This is a genomic window from Seohaeicola saemankumensis (assembly GCF_021021435.1).
In the GTDB taxonomy this organism is placed as follows: Bacteria; Pseudomonadota; Alphaproteobacteria; order Rhodobacterales; family Rhodobacteraceae; genus Seohaeicola.
Window position 1 is genome coordinate 209,222 of record NZ_JAINWI010000014.1, and the last position, 21,879, is coordinate 231,100.

At 62.3% G+C, this 21,879-nt stretch carries 18 protein-coding genes and 1 riboswitch; of the genes, 8 read left to right on the forward strand and 10 right to left on the reverse strand.

Annotation, left to right across the window (positions count from 1 at the left end; genetic code table 11):
• Position 1: 1 nt before the first annotated feature.
• From K7H22_RS13440 to K7H22_RS13460, 5 genes are read right to left on the reverse strand one after another with little or no spacing between them, the layout of a single operon-like run.
• A complete protein-coding gene (locus tag K7H22_RS13440) occupies positions 2-631 on the reverse strand; it encodes a precorrin-8X methylmutase (protein ID WP_230801372.1) in 630 nt (209 codons plus the stop codon).
• Entirely contained in the window at positions 631-1,770 is a 1,140-nt protein-coding gene (gene cobG, locus K7H22_RS13445) for a precorrin-3B synthase (RefSeq protein ID WP_230801373.1), read from the reverse strand. The genes K7H22_RS13440 and cobG overlap by 1 nt, the downstream gene beginning before the upstream one ends.
• Positions 1,770-5,012, reverse strand: coding sequence for a cobaltochelatase subunit CobN (cobN, locus tag K7H22_RS13450; protein ID WP_230801374.1), 3,243 nt, complete (start codon positions 5,010-5,012; stop codon positions 1,770-1,772). The genes cobG and cobN overlap by 1 nt, the downstream gene beginning before the upstream one ends.
• Positions 5,013-5,021: 9 nt before the next feature.
• A complete protein-coding gene (cobW, locus tag K7H22_RS13455; protein ID WP_230801375.1) occupies positions 5,022-6,056 on the reverse strand; it encodes a cobalamin biosynthesis protein CobW in 1,035 nt (344 codons plus the stop codon).
• A gap of 1 nt (position 6,057) precedes the next feature.
• Positions 6,058-6,414, reverse strand: coding sequence for a DUF1636 family protein (locus K7H22_RS13460; RefSeq protein ID WP_230801376.1), 357 nt, complete (start codon positions 6,412-6,414; stop codon positions 6,058-6,060).
• 92 nt (positions 6,415-6,506) lie between these two features.
• Positions 6,507-6,742: riboswitch (cobalamin riboswitch) on the reverse strand.
• 43 nt (positions 6,743-6,785) lie between these two features.
• Here K7H22_RS13460 and cobO point away from each other — a divergent pair.
• Positions 6,786-7,439, forward strand: a complete 654-nt coding sequence (gene cobO, locus K7H22_RS13465; protein WP_269063120.1) for a cob(I)yrinic acid a,c-diamide adenosyltransferase — start codon at positions 6,786-6,788, stop codon at positions 7,437-7,439.
• Positions 7,440-7,446: 7 nt separating this feature from the next.
• Positions 7,447-8,892, forward strand: a complete 1,446-nt coding sequence (locus K7H22_RS13470) for a cobyric acid synthase (protein WP_230801377.1) — start codon at positions 7,447-7,449, stop codon at positions 8,890-8,892.
• Between the two features lie 19 nt (positions 8,893-8,911).
• On the opposite strand, the gene K7H22_RS13475 is transcribed toward K7H22_RS13470, so the two are convergent.
• The 5 genes from K7H22_RS13475 to K7H22_RS13495 form a co-directional block, all read right to left on the reverse strand.
• Positions 8,912-10,423, reverse strand: a complete 1,512-nt coding sequence (locus K7H22_RS13475; protein ID WP_230801378.1) for a sugar ABC transporter ATP-binding protein — start codon at positions 10,421-10,423, stop codon at positions 8,912-8,914.
• Positions 10,420-11,421 (reverse strand): ABC transporter permease, encoded by a 1,002-nt coding sequence (locus tag K7H22_RS13480; RefSeq protein ID WP_230801379.1) that lies wholly within the window; start codon positions 11,419-11,421, stop codon positions 10,420-10,422. The genes K7H22_RS13475 and K7H22_RS13480 overlap by 4 nt, the downstream gene beginning before the upstream one ends.
• A gap of 13 nt (positions 11,422-11,434) precedes the next feature.
• Positions 11,435-12,409, reverse strand: coding sequence for an ABC transporter permease (locus K7H22_RS13485; RefSeq protein WP_230801380.1), 975 nt, complete (start codon positions 12,407-12,409; stop codon positions 11,435-11,437).
• Between the two features lie 32 nt (positions 12,410-12,441).
• A complete protein-coding gene (locus K7H22_RS13490; protein WP_230801381.1) occupies positions 12,442-13,239 on the reverse strand; it encodes an SDR family oxidoreductase in 798 nt (265 codons plus the stop codon).
• 79 nt (positions 13,240-13,318) lie between these two features.
• Positions 13,319-14,269, reverse strand: a complete 951-nt coding sequence (locus K7H22_RS13495; protein WP_230801382.1) for a sugar ABC transporter substrate-binding protein — start codon at positions 14,267-14,269, stop codon at positions 13,319-13,321.
• Positions 14,270-14,553: 284 nt separating this feature from the next.
• On the opposite strand from K7H22_RS13495, the gene K7H22_RS13500 reads away from it, so the two are divergent.
• The 6 genes from K7H22_RS13500 (at position 14,554) to K7H22_RS13525 (ending at position 21,865) form a co-directional block, all read left to right on the forward strand.
• Positions 14,554-16,311, forward strand: coding sequence for an extracellular solute-binding protein (locus K7H22_RS13500; protein ID WP_230801383.1), 1,758 nt, complete (start codon positions 14,554-14,556; stop codon positions 16,309-16,311).
• Positions 16,312-16,330: 19 nt separating this feature from the next.
• Positions 16,331-17,140, forward strand: a complete 810-nt coding sequence (locus K7H22_RS13505) for an SDR family NAD(P)-dependent oxidoreductase (RefSeq protein ID WP_230801384.1) — start codon at positions 16,331-16,333, stop codon at positions 17,138-17,140.
• 64 nt (positions 17,141-17,204) lie between these two features.
• Positions 17,205-18,503, forward strand: a complete 1,299-nt coding sequence (locus K7H22_RS13510) for a M24 family metallopeptidase (RefSeq protein WP_230801385.1) — start codon at positions 17,205-17,207, stop codon at positions 18,501-18,503.
• 55 nt (positions 18,504-18,558) lie between these two features.
• Positions 18,559-19,539, forward strand: coding sequence for a thiamine pyrophosphate-dependent dehydrogenase E1 component subunit alpha (locus tag K7H22_RS13515; RefSeq protein ID WP_230801386.1), 981 nt, complete (start codon positions 18,559-18,561; stop codon positions 19,537-19,539).
• 12 nt (positions 19,540-19,551) lie between these two features.
• Positions 19,552-20,550, forward strand: a complete 999-nt coding sequence (locus K7H22_RS13520) for an alpha-ketoacid dehydrogenase subunit beta (RefSeq protein ID WP_230801387.1) — start codon at positions 19,552-19,554, stop codon at positions 20,548-20,550.
• A complete protein-coding gene (locus K7H22_RS13525; protein WP_230801388.1) occupies positions 20,537-21,865 on the forward strand; it encodes a biotin/lipoyl-containing protein in 1,329 nt (442 codons plus the stop codon). The genes K7H22_RS13520 and K7H22_RS13525 overlap by 14 nt, the downstream gene beginning before the upstream one ends.
• The last annotated feature ends 14 nt before the right edge of the window (positions 21,866-21,879 follow it).

Below are 21,879 nucleotides of genomic sequence, written 5' to 3' on the forward strand. Positions count from 1 at the left end.
GTCATTCCTTGCGGCTGGCCAGCGCATTGACAGCGGCCACCGTAATGGCCGAACCGCCCAGACGCCCCGCGACGATAACCGACGGCACCGGCGGCGCCGCCATCAGCGCCTCTTTCGATTCCATCGCGCCGACAAATCCGACCGGACAGCCGATGATCGCCGCAGGGCGCGGGCAATCGGGGTCTTCCAGCATGTTGAGCAGATGGAACAGGGCGGTCGGCGCGTTCCCGATAGCCACCACCGCGCCTGCCAGATGCGGCCGCCACAATTCCAGCGCGGCAGCCGAGCGTGTATTGCCCATCTTGGCCGCGAGCGTTGGCACGGAGGGATCGCGCAGCGTGCAGATGACCTGATTGGCTGCAGGCAAGCGCGTGCGCGTGATCCCTTCGCTGACCATATGCGCGTCGCACAGGATCGGCGCGCCCGCCTCGAGTGCGGCGCGTGCGGCAATCGCCATACCGGGGGTAAAGCGCACATGCGCCTCCAGCCCGACCATGCCAGCGGCATGGATCATCCGCACGACTACGATCTCTTCTTCCGGCGTGAAGCGCGCCAGATCAGCCTCGGCGCGGATCGTGGCAAAGGATTGCAGATAAATCGCGGCCCCGTCGGTTTCATAGAGATGCGGCATCAGAACGGACCTTTCGCAATGATAGCGGTTTCGCTGAGGTCTTTGACCTCAGGCGCATCCTGCGCGCAACCCCCTTGGATCAGGTCAAAGCCCTGCGCGGTGCCCACCAGCGTTACATCAGCCCGCGACGGATGGGCGCAGCCCTTGGCGCAGCCCGAGACATGCAGCAAACGCCCTTGTGGTACTTGCACGGCCAAACGGCGGGCCAGATCGCGCACAGGTTGTTGCGCCTGCAAACAGCCCGGCTTGCCGGTGCAAGCCACGACACGGCGCAACGGATCATCGGGCGTCACAATCAGATCAGGCATGTCAGGCAGCAAGGTCAGCCCCTCGACCAGCAGCATCCGCCACGGCGACACCCGCAGATCGCCGAAAACCGCAAGGGCGGCCAACGTGTCCGCCTGCATCTGTCCAAAGGCAAAACCGACCAGCGCGCCCTGTGGCACCAATCCCGGTGCGGGGGGGGCCATGGCTTGGGCAGGCTGCACGGTTCCTTCCAAGCTGCCCATTGGCAAAACCCCGCGCCGGACCATTGCGGCCATGCGTCCACGCCCGTCCGTCACGCCGCCTGCATCCACGAACCACTGTGCCAAGGCCACTGCCCGCGCCGGAGCCTCCTGCGCGGTCACCCGCGCACCCAGATCGGCGCCGTCGCAGCGCAGGATCAAGCCGCCATCCGCAGCCCGTTCCAGCCGGATATCGGCAGCAATGTCCCGTAGCACAGGGGCTGTGCCGCTATCGACCGCAAAGCCGAACTTCCCCGGAAGGTCGGGTGCATGGGTCAGAGCCTGGCCCAGACTTGCGGCCAGATCATCTGTCGCGGCATCGGCAAAAGGTGTTACCAGCACATTGCGCCGCGCCTCGGCCTGTGCGTCGGCATCTATCAGGTCCAACGCGCGCAGATCGTCGATCAACGGGCCATGCGTTGCCGCAGACACACCGCGCAGTTGCACATTACCCCGCGATGACAGATCAATCAGCCCGTTGCCATGCGCCGCCGCTGCCGCAGCGATTCCTGCCCCCTGCGTCGCTGTCAGCCGCCCGCCGCGTGGCCGCACGCGAACCACCAACCCGTCACCCGACAGCATCGGCCGCAGGGCACCGGGGCACCAGCCCATCACGGCAAAGGCCCTGGCCATCACGCGCCCGCCTCCAGAGCGGCAGCAATCGAGTTGCGCCGCGTCACCCACAGACCCGCATCGCGCAGGCGCTGGAACATATCGCGCAGCGCCGCAAGCGCCGCAGGGTTTTCGGCCTGCATGAAGTCCACGAGATCGTCGCGGCCAAGCGTCGCCTCGTGATAGGCGTCAAACAGATGCGGCGGCACGACACCTGCCAGATGCGCGAAAGCCGCCATGTTTTCCAGTGTCGCGGTGATTTCGGCGGCACCGCGGAAACCATGCGCCATCATCCCGTCCGCCCAAGCGGGGTTGCTGGCGCGGGCGCGCACAACGCGGGCGATCTCTTCGGTCAGGCCGCGCGCGCGCGGGCGGTCGGGTTGGGTCGCGTCCAGATGGTAAAGCGCAGGTGCGGCTGCCCCGATCCGCGCCATCGCAGCGGCAAAGCCCGCCTCATGCGCGGCATAATCGCCGGCCAGCAGCAGATCGCTTTCGGGCAGATCCTGCGCATGCACGAAACTGTCGGCCCCGTGCAACCGCGCCTCAAGCCCTGCACGGTCATCGCGCGATTGCCCGTCGGCGCCGATAGCCCAGCTTGACGCGGCAAGCCATGCCTCGCCCGCAGCCGCGCGCGCCTCGTCGGTGAAATCATCCATCACAGCGCCCATGCCCAGACCGTACTGGCCGGGTTTGGGGCCGAACACACGGGCGGCCTTGGCGCGGTAGGGGTTAAAATCATCCGCCTCGTCCCGCTCGGCCAAAGCGGCTGCACCTGTCTCGAACAAGGTCGCCAGACCGGGGAACACATCGCGGAACAGGCCCGACACCCGCAAGGTCACGTCGATACGCGGGCGGTCCAGTAGCGCCAGCGGCACGACCTCGACCCCCGACACCCGCGCCGATCCCGCATCCCAGACTGGGACGAGTCCCGCCAGATGCAGCGCCATCGCGAACTCCTCGCCCGCTGTGCGCATCGTGGCACTGCCCCACAGGTCGATGACCAGACCGCGCGGCCAGTCGCCGTGATCCTGCAAATGCTTGCGCAACACCTCTTCGGCCAGCTTGACGCCTTGGGCATGGGCGGCGCGCGAGGGCACGGCGCGCGGATCGACCGCATAAAGATTACGCCCTGTCGGCAGCACGTCCGAGCGCCCTCTTGCGGGCGATCCTGACGGCCCTGCCGCCACGCGTTTGCCCGCAAGTGCACGGAGCAGCCCGTCCCGTTCCGCATCGCCGCAAGCACCGCGCCCCAGAACATGCAGCCCGTCGCCATACTGGCTTTCCTTGATATCACAAACAAAACGATCCAGCCGCGTCAGCGCCTCGGCAGGGCTAGCATCTGCGGGCAGAGCCAGATCAGCCTCGACCCCCGAAGCGCGGGCCTCGCCCAGAATATCGCCGATCAGACGGTCACGCCGCGCAGGGTCCAGCCCGTCAGCAGTGGAAAACTCGTCCAGAAGGCGTTCCAGCCGCTGCATGCCCGCTGGAATCTCGGCCTGCACCAAGGGCGGCGGCAGATGGCCCAGCGTCAGCGCGCCGATGCGCCGCTTGGCCTGCGCTGCTTCGCCCGGATCGTTCACGATGAACGGATAGATCACCGGCAAAGTGCCGATCAGCGCCTCTGGCCAGCAATCCTCGGACAGGGCCACGGATTTGCCCGGAAGCCATTCCAGCGTGCCATGCGCGCCCATATGGATCAGCGCATGCGGCGCCTGCGCCCGCAGCCAAAGATAAAACGCCACATAGCCGTGGCGCGGTGTGCGGGACAGGTCGTGATAGTCATCATCGCGCTGCACGACACTGCCGCGCTCGGGTTGCAGTGCCACCAGCGCGCTGCCCCGTTGCAGCGCCGCAAACCGGAACACGGCCCCGTTGCAAGCCGGATCATCCGCCGGATCGCCCCATGCCGCTGATAGATCGTCGCGCAAGCTTTGCGGCAAAGCCTCCAACCCGGCCAGATAATCGTCCAGCGGCCAGTCCAGCCGCGCCTCCATCAATGCGGCGCCCAGCCCGTCGCCCGCCGCCACATCATAACCAGCAGTTGCCAGATCAGCCAGCAGCGCCTCGGTCGAGGCCAGCGCATCCATCCCCACCGCATGCGCCAGTTGATGCGCTCGCCCCGGATAGGTGGACAGCACCAACGCCAGTTTCCGCGTGTCCGCCGCCGCAACCGCCAGTTCATGCCACGCCTTGATCTTGCCCACGACAGACGCCACACGCGCCGCATCCGCCCGATGCGCGAAGCGCGAGAATTGCAGATCGGGATCGCGCTTGCCGGGTGATTTGAACGATACAAGCCCGGCGAACATGCGCCCGTCCACTTCGGGCAAGACGACATGCATCGCAAGATCCGCAGGCGACAGCCCGCGATCGGACATAGCCCAGTCACGCCGGCGCGCCGTGGAAAGCGCCACCTGGAACACCGGACAATCGGCACTGTCGAAGGGTGTCGTCCCATCCTCGCCCCGCGCCGAAAACGCCGTCGCATTCACAATCGCCACAGGCGGCACCTGATCCAGCCAAGGGCGCAGCCAATCCGACAATCCGGCCGCCTTGAGCGAGGGCGCGAACACCCCGCAAGCCGCGAAACCTGCATCACGCAGCGCGCGGATCAAAGCATCCACCGGCGATGTATCCGCCGCTGTCAGATAGGAGCGGTAGAAGCTGACCAGCACAAAGGGCTGCCCCTCGGGTGGTGCTGCGATCACGCCCTGTTCGGGATCGTAGAAACCCATATCTGGCACGCGTTTGTTGCCGGGCACAGGCCCCGCATAAAGCCCCGCCGCGATACAGAGCTGCGCCAAAGCCGCCTGTGCCGCAACCGCGCCACCTGCCTCGCACAGCTCGGTCAGGCGCCGCAGGGTCGAGACCGGCAGCGTCGACAGCGCATCGAGCGCCGGATCGGGCCGCCCGTCCGCCGGCAGCACCGCCAAAGCGATACCTTGCCGCCGCGCGAGATCCTGAATCGAGGCCAGACCGTAGGGCCAATAGGCCTCGCCCCCGATCAGGCGGATCAGGATTGCCTTGGCTCCCGACAGCGTATTCTCGATATAGGTATCAACCGAAACAGGGTGCTTCAGCGCCACGATGTTTTGCAGGCGCAGGGATGGCAAAGCCCCCGCCGCCCGATGCCAGCCCGCCGCGAAAGCCCCCAGATCGCTGTCGGAAAAGGACATCACCACCAGATCGGCCGGATCTTGTCCGGGATCGAACGGGGTTTCAGCCTCCTCCAGACCGTGGGATTCGCGGAAGACGACGTGCATAGCGGTGACTTAGCCCCTCAGAACACTATGGATCGCGGCAGGATCGATATTGTCATGTTCCGCAATCACCACAAGACGCGACTGGCGCGGGCTGTCGCCCCAAGGACGGTCGAACTGGTGGCGCACGCGTTCCCCCACGGCTTGCAACAGCAGGCGCATCGGCTTGCCTGCGACGGCAATATAGCCTTTCACGCGCAGGATATCCTGCTCGCGGGCAAGGCGCTGCACACGGGCGACCAGTTCGTCGATATCCGCGACCTCGTCCAGTTCAATCACGACCGAGTCGAAATCCTCGTGCTCGTGATCGTCATGCCCGTCATGGTGGCTGGGGCGCGCGTCCAGATCATCCTCGGCCGCCGCATTCAGACCAAGGATCACGCGCGGGTCAATCACTCCGTCCGTCATGGCGATGATCGGCAGCTTGCGCGGGGTTTCCGCCTCGATCACCTTGCGGGCCGCAGCCAGACCCGCCTCGCCCGCCAGATCCGCCTTGGACATCAGCACCACATCGGCGCAGGCGATCTGGTCCTCGAACACCTCGGACAGGGGTGTCTCGTGATCCAGACTGTCATCCGCCAGACGCTGTGCATCGACCGCCGCCACATCGGGGGCAAAACGGCCTGCCGCAACAGCCTCGGCGTCGGCCAGTGCAACAACGCCGTCCACTGTGATTTTCGAGCGGATCGCAGGCCAGTCGAAGGCCTTGAGCAAGGGCTTTGGCAGCGCCAGACCCGATGTTTCAATCAGTATATGGTCAGGTCGCTGGGGCATGGCCAGAAGTGCCTCGATCGTGGGGATGAAATCGTCGGCCACGGTGCAGCAGATGCACCCGTTGGCCAGTTCCACGATATTCTCGACAGGGCAGTTGTCATCCGCGCAGGATTTCAGGATATCGCCATCCACCCCCACCGTGCCGAACTCGTTCACCAGAATAGCCAGACGCTTGCCCTGCGGGTTCATCATCAGATGCCGGATCAGCGTGGTCTTGCCCGATCCCAGGAATCCGGTGATCACGGTAACGGGTATTTTCGTCAGGTCGGACATGTCAGGGCTCCAGTTTGGGAATACGGGCAAGGCTTTGCTTGCGGAAAATCACGGGCCGGTCGCGCCATGGCACAAGCCCGTCCTCGGTTTGGGCGTAAAGCCCCGCACCGCGCAGGATCTCGGGCGCATCATCCGGCGTCATGCGGCCATAGACGTAAGACCAGCCGTCAGACCGCGCCAGCGCCACGCTGCAGCCATGGTCACAGGCAGACAGACAATCGACAGGCCTGATCGTCACGCCATCGGGAATCGGTTCGGCCATTAGCGCGTCATAGAGCCTCGTGCCGGGACGCACCTCATCCTCGGGCACGGGCTGACCCGCGCGGCAGGTCATGCAGACATAAAGGACAGCGCCCATCAATTCACCTCGTTGCGGCGGCAGAGGCATAGGCCGACGGGTCAGGCGCAAGAACGCCATTATCCGAAGGTCACGGAACACCCCGTCCGCGCGTTTCAGTCATCTGCGCTGGCAGGTCTCCCGGCTTGCGGATATCGGGACATCCTTGCGGATCATCCCGGCGGTGCGCCCCCCTTCCCGAACCTTGCGGCCAGTGGCATGGGCAGACCTTTCCGGTCACGGTCGCGGGGGCGGCTGCGCTTCGGTTCCTTGCCCCTGAGGGTCGCAAAACCTGTCGCATTCCCTTTTGGCCTGCCATAAGACAGGCACCAGCGCTCAATCCCCCCTCATTTGACAGAAGGGGGCGGAGTGTCAAGAAAAAGGACAAGCCGATGTCAGATATCTCGAACACCCCTCCGCAAAATCCGGACGCGCCAGCAAAAGATGATCTGGCGCGCCATGCGTCGAAAATGGCCAAGAAGAAGGCCGCGCGCGACCGCATGATGGCCGCCAAGGAAGGCGAGAAGGGCCTGATCATCGTCCATACCGGCGCGGGTAAGGGCAAATCCTCGTCCGGATTCGGGATGATCCTGCGGTCTATCGCGCATGGCATGCCCTGCGCTGTGGTGCAGTTTATCAAAGGCGCGTGGGACACCGGCGAGCGCCGCCTGATCGAGGGGAATTTTGCCGAACTGTGCCAGTTCCACGCGATGGGCGAAGGCTTCACATGGGAAACGCAGGACAAGGCGCGCGACATCGCTGCGGCACAGGCCGGATGGGAAAAAGCCAAATCCCTGATCCGCGACCCGGAAATCCGTTTCGTGTTGCTGGACGAGATCAATATCGCGCTGCGCTATGATTATCTGGATATCGACGAAGTGCTAACTTTTCTGGCCGAGGAAAAGCCGCCTTTGACGCATGTTTGCCTGACAGGGCGCAACGCGAAGGAGGCGCTGATCGAAGCCGCCGATCTGGTGACCGAGATGACGCTGATCAAGCATCCCTTCCGTTCGGGTATCAAGGCCCAGCCCGGCGTGGAGTTCTGACACCCCCATGCCCGCGATCATGATCCAGGGCTGCGGCTCGAATGTCGGCAAGTCGATGCTGGTGGCGGGGCTGTGCCGTGTAGCGATGCGGCGCGGCCTGTCGGTGGCCCCCTTCAAGCCGCAGAACATGTCCAACAACGCCGCTGTCACCGCCGACGGGGGTGAGATCGGGCGCGCGCAGGCCTTGCAGGCTTTGGCCTGTGGGCTGGAGCCGGTCACGGATATGAATCCCGTGCTACTGAAACCCGAAAGCGAGGTCGGCGCGCAGGTAATCGTGCAGGGCAAGCGTCTGACCACGGCGCGGGCACGTGATTATGCAGCGTTGAAACCCACGCTCATGGCCTCGGTGCTGGACAGTTTCGAGCGCCTGCGCGCCACCCATGATCTGGTGATCGTCGAAGGTGCGGGCAGCCCCGCCGAGGTTAATTTGCGCGCGGGCGATATCGCCAATATGGGCTTTGCCCGCGCCGCCGATGTGCCGGTGATCCTGACCGGCGATATCGACCGTGGCGGGGTCATCGCGCAAGTCGTGGGCACGCAGGCGGTGATTGATTCGGCAGATGCCGCGATGGTAAAGGGTTTTATTATCAACAAGTTTCGCGGCGATCCTCGTCTATTCGACGATGGGTATGCGATGATCGAACAGATCACCGGCTGGCGCGGTTTCGGCGTGGTGCCGTGGTTCGCGCAGGCCCATCTTCTGCCAGCCGAGGATGCGCTTGATCTGGCCTCCGGGCCGGTCGGTGATGGCGTGACCATCGCCTGCCTGACCCTGTCGCGTATTGCCAATTTCGACGACCTTGATCCGCTCAAGGCCGAATCCGGTGTCAATCTGGTCATGGTGCGCGCTGGCCAGCCGATTCCGGGCGATGCGCGTCTGGTGATCATTCCGGGATCAAAATCGACACGCGGCGATCTGGCATTCCTGCGCGCGCAGGGCTGGAACATTGATCTGGCCGCCCATATCCGGCGCGGCGGGCATGTCTTGGGTATTTGCGGCGGCTACCAGATGCTGGGCCATAGCGTGAACGACCCCGACGGGATCGAAGGGCCAGCAGGCGAGACAGAGGGCCTTGGTCTGCTGGATATCCGCACCGTCATGACACAGGATAAGCGGCTGGCGCGCGTCACGGCCACCCATGCCGCCAGCGGGTTGGATGTCGCGGGCTATGAAATCCATATCGGGCGCAGCGAAGGCCCCGACACGGCACGCCCCTTTGCCCATGTGGATGGACGGGCCGAGGGGGCCACCAGCCCTGATGGTAGGATCACCGGCAGCTATCTGCACGGCCTGTTTGCCGCCGATGATTTCCGCAGGGCCTATCTGCAAGGGCTGAACATCACGACAGGCACGCAAAACCACAGCGCCCTGATCGAGACCACGATTGACCAGTTGGCCGACCATATCGAGGCACATCTGGATGTTGCTGGCCTTCTGGCGCTGGCGCGGTGAATAGCGCCCGCCTTGCGCCTCAGGCCACCTTATCCGCGCTGATACCGGAAATGGCCTGAACCAACGTATCCTCGGTCACTTCCTCGGATGTGAATTCCCGCATCACGCGGCCCGAGAACATCGCGATGATCCGGTCCGACACATGCAGAACCTCTGGCATCTCGGAACTGATGACGATGACCGCATATCCCTGCGCCGCCAGTTCGCGGATCAGGTTGTGGATCTCGGATTTCGAGCCGACATCAATCCCCCGCGTAGGTTCGTCCACGATCAGCACCTTCGGGCGCATCGACAGCCATTTGCCGATCACGATCTTCTGCTGGTTGCCGCCTGACAGGTTTCCGGCAATCTGGCGCCAACCCGGTGTGCGGATATCCAGCTTGTCGCGGTACTGGTCAAAGATCGCAATTTCCGCACCATCGCTGACAAACGGCCCGGCGGTCAGATCACCGACCTGCGGCAAGGTCATGTTGTCGCGGCAGTTCATCCCCAGCACCAGCCCCTGGTTCTTGCGATCCTCAGGCACAAGCGAAATCCCGTGACGGATCGCATCAATGGGCGAGTTGATCTGCACCTCCTGACCCTCCAGCAGGATTTTTCCTGCCGAGGGTGTCCGCAGCCCGAAAAGCGTTTCGGCAATCTCGGTCCGGCCGGCGCCGACCAGACCATAAAACCCCAATACCTCGCCCTTGCGCACCGCAAAGGTCACATCCGTGAACATCTTGCCACAGGTCAGCCCGCGCACCTCAAGCGCGACATCGCCCATCTCGTGGTGGCTGACATTGCGCGACAGATCAAGGCTGCGCCCGATCATCAGCTGCGTCACCTCGTCCTCGTTGGTTTCGGCGGTGTTCAGCGTCCCGCGATACTGGCCATCACGCAACACGGTAATCCGATCGGTAATCTTGAAAATCTCTTCCATCCGGTGCGAGATATAGATGATCCCGACACCCTTGGCCTGCAGGTCGGCGATCACTTTGAACAGCACGACCTTTTCCGCATCGGTGAGCGAGGCTGTCGGCTCGTCGAAAATCACCGCGCGCGGGTCGACCGTCAGGGCACGACCGATCTCGACCATCTGCTGGTTGGCAATCGACAGATCGCCCACCAATGTGCGGGCATTGAACCCGACATTCAGCGTTTTCAGGATCGCATCGGTATCGTCATACAGCGTCTTCCAGTCGACGCGCCCGAAACTCTTGAGGGGCAATTCGCCCAGAAAGATATTCTCGGCCACGCTCAACTCGTCGGCAAGGCTCAACTCCTGGTGGATGAACACGACACCCCTGGCCTTGGCATGCTGCGGAGAGGTCATCACCGAAGGTTCCTCGGCGATCAGGATGCGACCTGAATCCGGCGCATGGATACCGCCCAGAACCTTCATCAAGGTGGATTTTCCCGCGCCATTCTCACCCATCAGGGCATGGACCTCGCCGGGCAGGACAGACAGGGAAACATCATCCAGCGCCCGCACACCGGGGAAGGTCTTGACGATGTTTTCAAGACGCAGAACGGGGATGCTCTCGCTCATATCTTCAACTCCTGCTTGCCTTTGAGGTTCAACTGGCGGTCCAGCAACAGCACCGCAATCAGGATCAGACCGATCACCAGATTGACTGTCTCGGTCGCGGCCCCGATATGGCCCAGACCCTTGCGGAGCAACTGGATCGCAATCACGCCGCCCAGGGTCGAGATGATCGATCCGTAGCCCCCGGTCAGCTTGGTGCCCCCCAGAACAACCGCCGTGATCGCCCAAAGTTCGAACAGCATCCCGTCATTGGGATTGACCGATCCGCTTTCGGAATAGAACACCACGGCAGACAGGGCCGCAAGAAAGCCGATCAGAACAAAGTTCCACATCATATGCGGACCGACCCTGATCCCCGCATTCACCGCCGCCTCGCGGTTGTTGCCGATGGCATAGGCGTTGCGGCCATGTACCGTTCTGGTCATCATCAACCACAAAACCAGCGCCGCGGTCAGCAGAAACCAAGACGCTGTATGCAGCCCCAGAAACTGCGCCTCGGCGAAATCCACCAGAGTCCAGTTCAGATGGCTTGTCGGTTGTTCGCCATTGATCATGAAGACCAGACCGCGATAGCCCAGCATCGAGCCCAGCGTGACGATGAAGGCATCAACACCGGTTTTCCAGACGATCAACCCGTTGATCGCCCCCAGAATCGCCCCCGTCAGAAGCGCCAGCCCCCATGCAAGCGGAATGGCCCAGTCGCCCATGGCCTGCAGCGCTGGCCACGTCATGCTGTCCAGTAGCACGATGGCCGACAGCGCATAGGTTGCCCCCACACTCAGGTCGATATTGCCGTTGATCATGATGATCGTCATGCCCAGAGCGATGATCCCGATCGGGGCCGATTGCTTGAGCAGCAAAAGCATGTTGTCGAAATCCATGAAGGCTTTATCCGAAACGGACAAATACTCGCCCGCGATGGAGAAGAAGGTCAGTTCCACCAGAATGAAAGCCCAGATCGCCCCGTGTTTCAGGATATCCCTGTAACGATTGCTTGTCATATCCTGCGCTCCTTCACGCGGTGGGGGACCACAGGCGGCCCCGCTTCGCTGCGACGTCCAGCCAGACAGCCAGAATGATGATGCCCCAAGTCACGACATACTGGACATAGAAGGCCAGCCCCATCAGCAGCAGTCCATTCTGGATAAATCCGAGGATCAGCACACCGATTACCGTTTTGAATATCGTACCGGACCCGCCCATCAGCGAGGCACCGCCCAGAATGACCGCCGCCAGAACCTGCAACTCCATCCCCTGCCCGACCGTATTCTGGCTGCCAAGGCTTCGGCTGGCCTGCAGAAGACCCGCAGTCGCCACGCAAAAAGCCGAGATCACATAGGTCAGGAACACGATCCGGGCCCGCGGAATACCCGAAAAGGTCGCGGCCTGCCCGTTGCCGCCCACCGCATAGACCTTTCGTCCGAAGGGCGTTTTCATCAGAACGACAGTGAAAAAAATCGCCAGCCCCGCAAAGATCAGGATGGGCACCGGCACCCCCAGAATGCGGCCCTGCCCGAAGACCGAGAACCACGTTCCCGCCTTATCAGCGATATCCATGTTCTTTCCGCCCGACCATGTCAGGGTCAAACCGTGGATTGCCGACAGCATACCCAAGGTCACGATCAGTGAATTGAGCTTCATATATCCTACCAGAAAGCCGATAAAGGCCCCCAGCGCCATGGTCAGCCCAAACATCGCCGGTATCGCCAGCGCGGGGCCAAGCTTGTCATGCAGATCCAGCACCACGATGGTGGAGAATGACATCATGGAGCCGACCGACAGATCGAAATTTCCACCGATCACCACGAATGTCACACCCAGCGCCATCACGCCCAGAATGGCCGAAGACCGGATCACACCCGAGATATTGTCGATGGCGATAAAGCGCTGGTTGGCGATCGCGAAACCGATCATAAAAACCGCAAAGGCAATCAGGATACCCTGTTTTGCCAGGATATTGCCTATCCTCTGTTTCGTCATTCCTGTCATGTCTTCCTCCCCCTCGGCGTCGGCAGAAGCCGCTAAACCAGAGTCATTCCCCCGTCGATCATAATGATCTGCCCGGTCATGTAGTCACTGTCCCGCGAGGCAAGGAATGTCGTCGTGCCGGTGATATCGGCAGGCTTTGCAACACGTCCACGCAGGATCTGCGCCGAAAACTCCTCCATCGCCTGACCGGGCCGCTCGGCGGCGCCGATACCCATCAGATCCTGATCGACCTGCTCCCACATCTCGGTGGCGACGACGCCGGGCGCGAAGCCTGTAACGGTGATATCGTGCTTGGCCAGATCCCGCGCGCCCGACTGGGTCAGCGAGACCACGGCCCATTTGCTGGCGCAATAGGGGGCCACGTTGTCAAACCCCTGACGGCTGGCAACGCTGGCCGTGTTGATGATCTTGCCGCCGCCACCTTGGGCGATCATTTGCCCTGCCGCCTCCTGCATGCCGATCATGCACCCGAGACCGTTGATTCCCATAATAAAATTCCAGTTGTCTTCGGTCACATCGAGAAAGTTCATCGGCTTGTTGACGCCCGCATTGTTGAACATCACATCCAGCCTGCCGAAGCTTTCAACAGTATGTCCGATCATGGCCCGCACCTGCGCGCGGTCGGTGACATCAACGGCGGCATGGGTGACCTGCCCCCCGCTGGCCGCGCCGCGCGCTGCGTTGGCGGCGGCCACTTTTGCCACTTTCGCGGCGTTGATATCGGCAAAACAGACATGCGCGCCCTCGTCCAGCAACGCCTCTCCTATTGCGCGGCCTATCCCCTGGGCAGCGCCTGTCACTATACAGCAACGTCCCGCAACACGTGACATCCTGCTCCTCCGTTTAGGTTGGAATTGTGTGGAAGTGAAACGCGCGGGGCAATGCCGCCCCACGCATTCCAGGAGGAGATCAGAAGACGGGTTTGGTAAACTCGTCCATGTTGTCCTGCGTGATCTTAGGCGTATCGAAGTAGTTGAGGAAGGGAAGATCCTCGCCATTCAGGATGTCGATTGCGGTCTTGAGGGCGGCCTCGGCATCATCGACGGGCGACTGGTAGATGGACCCCCAATAATCGCCTGCGGCCATCGCGTCATAACCGACAGCGAAATTGGTTGCGCCAACAAAGATGATACCTTCGCGGCCGGCGGCCTTGGCGGCGTTCAACGCACCTGCGCCCATGTTGTCATCGCCGGCATAGACGCCGTCAATATCGTCATATTTGACAAGGAATGCTTCCATGACCTGCTGCGACTTCTCGCGGTTCCAGTCGCCGGGCTGCGTTTCCACAAGGGTCACGTTCGGGCAGACTTCGGGCAGACGCTCGTCAAAGCCCTGCTGGCGCTCGATCGCGGTGGTATAGCCGGGCTGACCCGAAATTTGCACCACGCGGGCCTCGTCCTCGATTCCCATATCCTTAAACTTGTCGCACATGATCTCGGCAGACCGCGCGCCTTGCGTGATGTTGTCCGGGCCCGAGAAAGACGCGACGAAATCGAAACCCTGCTCCGCGATGTTCGAATTGGTCACGATCACAGGGATTCCGGCGCTATGAGCCTTACGGACTGCGGGAATAACGGCTTCGCCGTTTGTCGGCCAGATAATGATAGCATCGACTTCCTGCTGGATCAGGTCTTCCATCTGCGCGATCTGGCGGGCTACGTCGCCGCCAGCATCCAGAACTACCGCGTTGACGTTCGGGTTTGCCTCTGCAGCGGCGATGAACGCTTGCTCGTATGTCGTCTGATAGCTGTCAACACCCACGTTGTTCTGCGTGATACCGATGGTCATGGTCTCGGCAGCGGCTGCGGTTGCAAACATGGCTGTGGTGCAGGTCAAGGCGACCTTCAGTGATCTGTTCATTATTGGATCCTCCCAACGATTGTTGTGTCACGTTTGCAGGCGACCTCCCAGCCTCCGGTGATCAGCACCGATGCAAACGTCCCCCTATCCAGCGCGATTTTACCAACCCTGAACGCTCCATTTTTATCCATTATGGACTTATTGATATCCATTTTGGATTTTTTAGCGATATTTGGCGGATATCAAATTGGTCATTTTGGAAAGGGAACAGAATGAACGGCAAAGTACGTGGCCCGAGTGCGCCCCTCAATGCCCCAGTCCGGTTAGGCAATATGCAACACGGCATGATAGGAAATGATCGTTTTGGACAATTCGCGCCCTTAGGGTCCGCGAGCCAGCCAGCGATCATTGCCAGCCCTGAGCTGGAGCGCATCGTGCAATTCCTGATGGACCTGTCGGTCGAACTGGACAGCACCATCGGCCCGAACACGCCGAATCCCCATTTGAACATGATACTGCATTTGCTGCGCAATCATGCCGATGGCCGGATGGTGTCGCCGTCAGCGATGGTATCGGCCGCAGGTGTTCCCTATGCGACCGCGACGCGCAAATTGGCCGAGATACAGGACGCCGGACTGGTCGAGCGCCGCCCCCGCACCCGCAGCGGCAAATCCTATTCGCTGCATCCCAGTCAGGCCCTGCTGGAAAGCTTCAACCAAATGGCCGACCGGATCGACAGGTTGATCCGCACTTCCTTTGGCGGGGTCGAGACAAGCTCGGAATCGACGGATTACTATTACGGTGGCTCCTATCAGCCGGGACAGGCCACGATTGCCCCGCCAAGCGCCCTGCCCCAGCCGCTGAAACTGTCGGGCGGTCTGCGTATCCTGGTGCATGGCGATCCGACCTTCATGGTCATGGAAGGGTTAAAGCGTCAGTTCGAGCAGATGGTCGGCACGGATATCCACCAGCGCGCCTTTTCCATCGACCGCCTGTATGAAGAAGCGCTGCGTAACGCCGAGCGTCCTAAAAGCCGCTATGATCTGATCGCGGTCGATCTGCCTTGGGTCGGCGAATTCGCTGACAAGGGTGTGATCCGTCCGCTGGACGAAATCATGGATGTCGCGCGTCTTGATCCGGCAGATTTCCACACTGCCGGTTGGCGGGCTGCACATTGGGGCGGCAGACCGTTTGGCGTGCCAAGCCAGACAACGCCCGAACTGATGTTCTACCGCAAGGATCTGTTCGCTGCCGAGGGGCTGGAGCCTCCGACAACGACAGAGGCGGTCATCTCCGCGGCACGGCATTTCCACAATCCGCGGCGCGGGCGCTACGGCGTGGCATGGAATGCCGCGCGCGGCACAGCGCTTGGGCATACTTTCATGATGACCTGCGCGGCCTTCGGCCAGCCGATCATCGACATTCCCGAAATCGCGGGCGGCTATGATGCCGACCGTCTGGCCGGTCAGACCTTCCAGCCGATGCTGAATTCCGACCGCGCCCATGCGGCAGCGGATTACCTGATGGAACTGCTGAAATACTCTCCCCCCGACATCCTGTCGATGTCGTGGTTCGAACGGATCAGACCCTATGGCGCGGGACAGGTGGCCATGGCCTATGGCTATACCCTGTTGGCCCCCTATTTCGAACTGGACGAAAGCTGCCCCGCCCATGGCAATACCGGCTATCTGCCGCATCCCCACGGACCGCAGGGTGCGCCGATCGCGCCAGTGGGCGGCTATGTGCTGTGCGTCCCGTCCAATCTGGCCGAGGACCGGCTGGCCGATGCGGTCGAGGCGCTGGTCGCCTTCACCTCACCCGGCGCGCAGAAGCTTTATGCGCAAAATGGCAGCCGCACCGCACCACGCTATTCCGTTGGGGCCGATCCCGAGGTGCGCCGCCTGTCGCCGATCTTCGAACTGGTCGACCAGATGTCGTGGCGGGACGAACTGCAATTCTGGCCGCGGCCGCCAGTTCCGCAGATCTCCGAGATCATCCGCATTTGCGGGCTGGAATTGCACGACATGTTGCGCGGGATCGTCACGCCGCGCGCGGCACTGGCGCAGGTACAGGCGCGCGCTGAAGACATTTTAAGACATTAGGTCACTTAGGGAGGACACCATGGACCCGAACCGCCTCAAAGGTAAGAACATCCTGATCACAGGGGCCGCGCGCGGCATGGGTGCGGCAAATGCCGAAAGCTTTGCCAGTCAGGGCGCCAATGTTTGCATCGGCGATCTGGATCTGGAAGAGGCAAAGGCCGTGGCCGCGCGGATCAATGCCGCAGGCAATGGCCGCGCGATTGCCGTGCATATGGATGTGACCAAACGCGCCGACAATGCCGCCGCAGTTGCCGCCACGGTCGAGGCATTCGGGTCGATCAATGTGGGCCTGTTCAACGCCGGCCTGAACAAACCCCGTTTCTTCATGGATATAGATGAGGACAACTGGGACATGATCATGAATGTCAACACCAAGGCGATGTGGCTGGGCATGCAGGAAACCGCCCGCCAGATGATCGCGCAGGGACCGATGGAGGGGCATCCCTACAAGCTGATCAATGTGGGCTCGATCGCGTCGCGCAAACCGCTGGTGGATGTGACCGTCTATTGTACCTCGAAATACGGCTGTCTGGCGCTGACCCATTGCGGAGCCATCGGGCTGGCCGAACATAACATCACCGTCAACGGCTATGCGCCGGGTGTCGTCGTCACCCCGCTCTGGGAGCAGTTGGACAAGGATCTGGTCGAGATCGGGTTCAAGGAACGCGAAGGTCAAGCTTATGACGATATCGTGCGGGATGCGTTGCAGATCAAACGCGTGTCCTATCCCCGCGACATTGTGGGCACCGCATCGTTCCTGGCTAGTGACGACAGCGACTACATGACCGGCCAGATGATCCACATAGATGGCGGCTGGTGCATCCAGTAGCCCGTTAAACTCTTGACAAAACAACTGAAAAAGGTGCGGCCCCCCGCATCTGGAGGAGATATACATGTCACGCGCCCTGATGCCGAACCTTTTGACCCCGCAGGATCTGGAGCCCAACTGGGAATGGCGGGAACGCCTGCCCGCTTGGGGCCACACCACGGTGGATTTCGAACGCCGCATTGATCACGACCGCTTGCGCCGCTACCGGCTGGCACGGACGCGGCAGGCGTTGCAGGCCTCGAACGCGGGCACGCTGCTGCTGTTTGATGTGAACAACATCCGCTATGTCAGCGCCACCAAGATCGGCGAATGGGAGCGGGACAAGATGTGCCGTTTCTGTCTGCTGACGGGCGATGACAGCCCCTATGTCTGGGATTTCGGCTCGGCCGCGATGCATCACAAGCGGCATGCCGACTGGCTGGAGCCCGATCATTGCCTGGCCGGTGTGGTGGGTATGCGCGGCACGATCCCGCCCGAGTTCGGCTTGATGCAGAAATACGCCAAGCAGATCGCGGGCCTGATCCGCGATGCGGGCATGGGCGATATGCCGGTGGGTGTGGATTACGCCGAAACCGCGATGTTCCACGCCCTCCGCGAGGAAGGGATCAATGTCGTCGACGGACAGCAGATCATGCTGGCCGCGCGCGAGATCAAGAACTGGGACGAGATCCAGCTTCTGACGCAGGCCGCCGCCATGGTCGATGGCGTCTATCACATGATCTATGAGGAGTTGAAGCCGGGCGTGCGTGAGAACGATATCGTCGCACTGTCCAACAAGATGCTCTACGAGATGGGGTCGGACGATGTCGAGGCGATCAACGCCATTTCCGGCGAGCGCTGCAATCCGCATCCGCATAACTTCACCGACCGGCTGATCCGGCCCGGCGATCAGGCCTTCTTCGATATCCTGCAAAGCTATCAGGGCTACCGGACCTGCTATTACCGCACCTTCAACGTGGGCCGCGCGACGCCCTCGCAGACCGATGCCTATACCAAGGCCCGCGAATGGATCGACGCCTCGATCGCGATGATCAAACCGGGTGTGACGACGGACAAGGTCGCCGCCGTCTGGCCGACTGCCGAAAGCCTTGGCTTTGCGAACGAGGATCAGGCCTTTGGTCTGCAATTCGGGCATGGTCTGGGTCTTGCGCTGCATGAACGCCCCATCATCAGCCGCGCGATCAGCATGGACCACCCGATGGAGATCAAGACCGGCATGGTCTTTGCGCTGGAAACCTATTGCCCCGCATCCGACGGCTATTCCGCAGCAAGGATCGAGGAAGAGGTGGTCGTGACCGAAACCGGCTGCGAGGTGATCAGCCTTTTCCCCGCCGAAGAACTGCCGATCGCCAACCGCTACTGACAGGACCGGGCCCGGCGCGAGCTGCGCCGGGTCACTTCCCGCAAAGGACAAAGCCATGAGCCCCGCCAAAAAGACCAATTCCGCAGATTACCTGCGCATGTACCGCCAGATGGTCCGTATCCGCACCTTCGAGGATAATGCGAACCAGCTTTACCTGTCGGCCAAGATGCCCGGCCTCACGCATATGTATTCCGGCGAGGAAGCCGTGGCGGTGGGGATCTGCGAGGCGCTGACCGATGACGACCGCATCACCTCGACCCATCGCGGGCACGGGCATTGCGTGGCCAAAGGGGCCGACTTCAAACAGATGTTCTGCGAGCTTCTGGGCAAGGAAGAAGGCTATTGCCGTGGCAAGGGCGGGTCGATGCATATTGCCGACCAGAGCCACGGCAATCTGGGGGCCAATGCCATCGTCGGCGGCTCGATGGGCATTGCCACCGGATCGGCCCTGCGCGCCAAGCTGATGGGGCAGGATGATGTGACCGTCTGTTTCTTTGGCGACGGGGCCACGGCGCAGGGACTGCTGTACGAGGTAATGAACATGGCCGCGCTATGGAAGCTGCCCGTGATCTATGCCTGCGAGAATAACGGCTATTCCGAATACACCAAGACCGCGGAAATCGCCGCAGGCTCCATCACCGCGCGGGCCGAGGCTTTCGGGATCGAGGCATTCAAGGTCGACGGTCAGGATGTGCTGGCCGTGAACGAGTTGACCCAGAAACTGGTGGCGCGGTGCCGCAAGGGCGAAGGCCCGTTCTTTATCGAACTGGAGACCTACCGCTATCACGGCCACCATGTCGGCGACATCAACCGCGCCTATTACCGCTCCAAGGACGAAGAGAAAGAGTGGAAAGAGAATCGCGATCCGATCATCCGCTTCCGCGCATGGCTGGTCGAACAAGGCATCGCCACCGAGGAGGAGATCGAGGCGATGAATGCGGAAGTTGAGAAGGATGCCGCCGCGGCCGTCGCCTATGCCGAGGCCGCCCGTTACCCCGATGTGTCCGAAGTGGACATGCATGTTTACGCGGACTGAGGAGAGAAGTTCATGAGAGAGATCACCCTGTCCCAAGCCGTAAACGAGGCCATCGCCGAGGAAATGCGCCGCGACCCGACGGTCTTCCTGCTGGGCGAGGATGTGGCCGAGGCGGGAACGCCTTTCAAGGTGTTGTCCGGTCTGGTCGAGGAATTCGGCACCGAGCGCGTCATCGACACGCCCATCTCGGAACCCGGCTTCATGGGTCTGGCGGTCGGCGCCGCCATGACCGGCGCGCGGCCTATCGTCGATCTGATGTTCGGCGACTTCATCTTCCTGATCATGGATCAGCTGTGCAATCAGGCAGCCAAGATCCATTACATGTCCGGCGGCAAACTGAATGTGCCGCTTGTGCTCCGGACCAATATGGGTGCCACCCGCCGTTCCGCCGCACAGCACTCGCAGTCCTTGCAGGCGTTGGTCGCGCATATTCCGGGGCTGAAGGTTGCCATGCCGTCTTCGGCCTATGAGGCCAAGGGCCTGATGAAAACCGCGATCCGCGACAATAACCCGGTCGTGATCTTCGAAGACAAGCTGATGTATCAGGACAAGGCCCCCGTGCCGGAGGAGGAATATCTGATCCCCTTCGGCGTGGCCAATATCAAGCGCGAGGGCAAGGATATCACGCTGATCGCCACATCCTCGATGGTGCAGGTCGCCGAGAAAGCCGCCGAACTGCTGGCAGCCGAGGGGATCAGCGCCGAGGTGATCGACCCGCGCACCATCGTGCCGCTGGACGAGGCGACGCTGCTCAAAAGTGTGCGCAAGACCAGCCGCGCCATCGTCATCGACGAGGGGCATCAAAGCTATGGCATCACCGCCGAGATCGCGAGCCGCCTGAACGAGAAAGCCTTCTACCATCTGGATGCGCCGGTCCTGCGGATGGGCGCGATGGATGTGCCGATCCCCTTCTCGCCCGCGCTTGAAGATATCACCGTGCCCACACCCGAAGGTGTCGCGGCCAATGCACGCCGCCTTTGCGCGGGGGAGATGATCCATGCCGCGGAATGATGGACCCCATGACGTGACAATGCCCCAGCTTGGCATGGCACAGGATGCGGGCAAGATCGTGGCCTGGCTCAAGGCGGCGGGCGATCCCGTGGCCAAGGGCGATGCGCTGTTTGAAGTCGAGACCGACAAGGCCACGATGGAGGTGGAAGCGCAGGCCGACGGCTACCTGACCGGCATCACCGCCGCCGAGGGCGAGGATGTGCCGGTGGGGGCCGTGATTGCGCGGATCTCGGACAGTGCCGAGGATGATGCGCCGGCACCTGCGTCGCAACCCAAGGCTGCAACAGCACCGTCCGGCAAGGCTGCTGATGCGGGGCAAGACCTGCCCGAAGGAACATCCGTCACCATGCCGCAGCTTGGGATGGCGCAGGATACCGGCCTGCTGGTCAGTTGGCAGAAGGCGCTTGGCGATGCGGTCTCAGCCGATGATGTGCTGTTCGAGGTCGAAACCGACAAAAGCACGATGGAGGTTCCGGCAGGCCATGACGGTTATCTTGCCGCAACACTGGCGGAGGAAGGCGACGAGGTGCCGGTCGGCGCGCCGGTGGCGATCATCAGCAAGGACAAGCCTGATGCTCCGGTCGCCCGCAGCGCCAAGGCCACGCCACCGGAAACGGTGCAGCCCGCCGAAACACCCGCAGCGATGCCGCCCGAACGGGCGAAAGAGCGTCCCGTTGCCCCCCCACCGGTGCCAACCACTGGCGACCGTATCCTCGCCTCGCCCAAGGCGCGCAGGGTGGCGATGGAACGCGGACTGGATCTGCAACGGCTGGTCACGGAAGGCTATGCGCAGCCCTTCCACATGTCCGATCTCGACACGCTGGCCGCCCTGCCCGTTAAAACACCCGCCGGTGCCGCGGCCAATGCGGGCGCGGCCTCCATCCGGCTGACCGCCGAGATTGCCACGGACGGCTTTGCCGCATTCGCGGCATGGGCCGCAGCGGTGCATGGTCTGACGGATGCCGATGCCCTGTTGTCCGGTCTGGCCGGTGCAAGCCTTGACGCGCCTGCCGTGGTCGAGATCACGCGTCACGGACATACGCGCCGCTTTGCCGTGCCCGCAGGCAGGGCGCTGTCGGCCATCATCCGGACCGAGGACAGCCCCGATCTGATCTTGCGCGATCTGCGCGGCACGGCGCTGCGCTCGGTCGTGATGGGGGCGGAGGACAGGCCGGTTCTGACACTGGTGCCAGCCGCCGCAGGTCTGGGGATCACGCTGGAATGCAGCGCCGACCAGATCGCAGCACCCGACGCCATCACCCTTCTTTCCGCATTCGCAGGCCGGATGGAGCAACCGCTCCGCCACCTGCTCTGATCCATAGGGGACCG